The sequence below is a fragment of the Desulfosporosinus sp. genome, assembly GCF_014237355.1.
Taxonomy (GTDB): Bacteria; Bacillota; Desulfitobacteriia; order Desulfitobacteriales; family Desulfitobacteriaceae; genus Desulfosporosinus.
On the sequence record NZ_JABZFS010000001.1, the window covers coordinates 1 to 2,640 of the forward strand.

Consider the following 2,640-nt stretch of genomic DNA (forward strand, 5'->3'; position numbering starts at 1 on the left):
CATCCGATTTCTTAAGCCTATATATATAATGCAGCAAAAGATTGTTCAGGTCGCGCAAGGGGATCTAACACAAAGAATCAGTGTTTCCCAAAATAGCGTTGTTGAATTAGGGCAAGCCTTTAACGATATGATGGATAACTTCGGAGGTATTATTTATAAGTTGCGCGAGATGGCAAAGGCTTGGGCTGTTTCCTCGGAGGAATTATCAGCCAGCTCTGAAGAGGTTACTGCGACGAACCTCAATGTCGTTGATTTTACGACTCAAATGGCCTCAGAGGCTCGGGAACAAGCAAGAACACAACAGCAAATGCAAGTAATGGTATCGGAGCTCGAAAATGCTGCTCAAATGATCGCCGAAAGGGCTACGTCTGTTTCCCATGAGGCCGTAAAATCGGAAAAGCATTCTGAAGATGGATTATCTAAGCTTTCGGTTATCGTCGCTACAATGGAAGAGACGAATCGATCGGTGAACAATTCTGTCCGGACCATAGAGGAACTAGCTGAACAATCAAATCGCATTGGTTCGATCACGGAAACAATAGCTCAAGTGGCACGTCAAACCAATCTTTTGGCACTAAATGCCGCGATAGAAGCAGCAAGAGCGGGGGAACAAGGAAAGGGCTTTGCCGTTGTTGCTGACGAAATACGTAAACTCGCTGAGAATGTAGCTTCTTCAACACGGGAAGTTACGGATATTACGTCACTTATTCAACAGAGTATTAGTTCGGCAGTAGAAGGAATGATGAAGACAGATTCTAAAGTAAAAGAGAGTGTCATTTCCATACATGATGCACAAGAGACATTAGCTATTATTGCGAATTCGACGAAAGATGTATCTATTAATATTTCCGATATTGCTGCCTCAAGCGAGCAAATGCTTGGAAGTATGGAGGAAATGAATCTTTATGTCGATAGGGTAAAACAAGTTTCTGAAGAAGCTGTACAAAAGGCAGAACATATTGAGGAGTCTACTACTGAAGTATCTGCAACGATGCAAATTGTAGCTGCAACTGCCCAATCTCTGGCTCAAAACGCAAGCCAGATTAAAGATGTAGTCGAACAATTTAAGGTATAGGCACATGTGATTGAATACTACTTGTATGAGAAACGTACACAGAGCCCGATGGAGATAAAACAGAATTTACTGCTACTTAGTTGTTAAACCGCAATTTTAGAGGAATATCCCTACTTGGCATATATTTTGCAAATAGATTATAGATGAATTGCAAAGGAGGAATCTCGGTATGTGTTGGGTATGTGAAAAATATGGTAATGGTCAGAAATGGTATCTCAACCCTGAGAACTATGCTCGACGACTTTATAAAGTGCGTAAGGAAGGTCAGGAATCAAAGGGTGCTGATGCAGACCCACAGGCAGCAGGTATGGGAGCGGGTGTGGTAGCTGAGCTAGTTAAAGCCCGAATCAGCGGGGATCTTGAATGGGAAGCGGAAATAAAACGAGAAGCCTTGGAACATGCCTATCAAACTCACTTTGGGCAAGTTGTTACGTTGGATGAATACTTAGACATCCTAGATATTGCCTATCCTCTAGCAAAAATGACCTGCGGATGCCGTCGGGTGCAGAGGGGTATGCCTGATGAAGAGAATTTTACGTGTATGGGCATAGGACCGGGTATGTACAAATGGGAACGCTGGCCAGAGACCTATCGCGGCGGAGTAGAATTTATCACCCCAGAAGAGGCCAAGCAGTGGGCTTTAATGAACCACAAAGAGGGTCGAGTTCAGACTGTTGATGTGTTTGGTACGCCGTACATAGGAGGATTATGTCAGTGCGAGTATCCAGGGTGTGTTGCAGTTCGTAACAGGATTGACTATGATTTTAAATTCCTGTTGAAAGGGCATACGGTTGCAAAAGTCGATCGCGAAAAGTGTACTGGATGCAAAAGCTGTTTAGGCCGTTGCCAGTTCAAGGCTCTTAACCTAGAAGTTTACACTAACAAGGCTTATGTTGATATGGATCAGTGTTTTGGCTGCGGATTATGTGTGACGGCTTGTCCGACTGGAGCTATCGAATTATTCGATAGGGAAAGTATGCCTGGACTAGCAGAGAACTGGTAAGGGGGGATTGAAAAATGCTTGCACAAATTAACATTGACTATAATTTATGTAAGGATCCATTAGGATGTCGCCAATGTTTAAGTGTGTGCCCATCCGTGGTTTTTGTATGTGGTCCCACAAAGGTATGGAAAGGGCGAGAAACTGATCCTAGTGAATACAAGATTATAGGGCGTTATTTTGATAAATGTTCCGGTTGTGGCGATTGTGTTAAGAATTGTCCTACGGGTGCAATATACTTGGAATTCTTACCGCGTGAGCAGTTAGCCCAGAAATTTAGAGAAGAACGGGCAACCCAACTTAGAGAGCGTAATGGAATGATAGAAAAGGAGAGTTAAGTATGACGTTGGATTTTAAGGTCTTGCAAAAAGTCAAAGGCAATCCCAGCGCGGAGGTTGCACCTGGCCGACGATTAAAATCAGTCCCCGACCAAGATTATGTGTATGATCTGCCCAAGGAACTAATCTACAAAGTCCAACAGGAATTTCCGATAGATCATTTGATTGACTCGACTGAAAAGACAAATGAGGGTTTTTTAGCTGAAAAGGGAAGAACGTTTATGAAT

At 43.1% G+C, this 2,640-nt stretch carries 3 protein-coding genes and 1 pseudogene; all 4 read left to right on the forward strand.

Features of this window, described 5'->3' with window-relative positions; all coding sequences use genetic code 11:
- A partial coding sequence (locus HGJ98_RS00005) for a methyl-accepting chemotaxis protein (RefSeq protein WP_291348937.1) occupies positions 1-1,075 on the forward strand: 1,075 nt, incomplete at its 5' end.
- A 169-nt stretch (positions 1,076-1,244) separates the two neighbouring features.
- Positions 1,245-2,078: a 4Fe-4S binding protein gene (locus tag HGJ98_RS00010; protein ID WP_291348938.1), complete on the forward strand. Its 834-nt coding sequence runs from the start codon at positions 1,245-1,247 to the stop codon at positions 2,076-2,078.
- A 14-nt stretch (positions 2,079-2,092) separates the two neighbouring features.
- The gene (locus tag HGJ98_RS00015) at positions 2,093-2,413 is read left to right on the forward strand and encodes a 4Fe-4S dicluster domain-containing protein (protein WP_291348939.1); all 321 of its coding nucleotides are present in this window, start codon (positions 2,093-2,095) and stop codon (positions 2,411-2,413) included.
- A 2-nt stretch (positions 2,414-2,415) separates the two neighbouring features.
- Positions 2,416-2,640, forward strand: a pseudogene (locus HGJ98_RS00020) (hypothetical protein); the annotation flags it as partial.

What these genes read in the sequence shown, in the direction of transcription:
- HGJ98_RS00010 (WP_291348938.1), top strand. Translation starts at nt 1,245, where the DNA reads ATGTGTTGGGTATGTGAAAAATATGGTAATGGTCAGAAATGGTATCTC.
- HGJ98_RS00015 (WP_291348939.1), top strand. Translation starts at nt 2,093, where the DNA reads ATGCTTGCACAAATTAACATTGACTATAATTTATGTAAGGATCCATTA.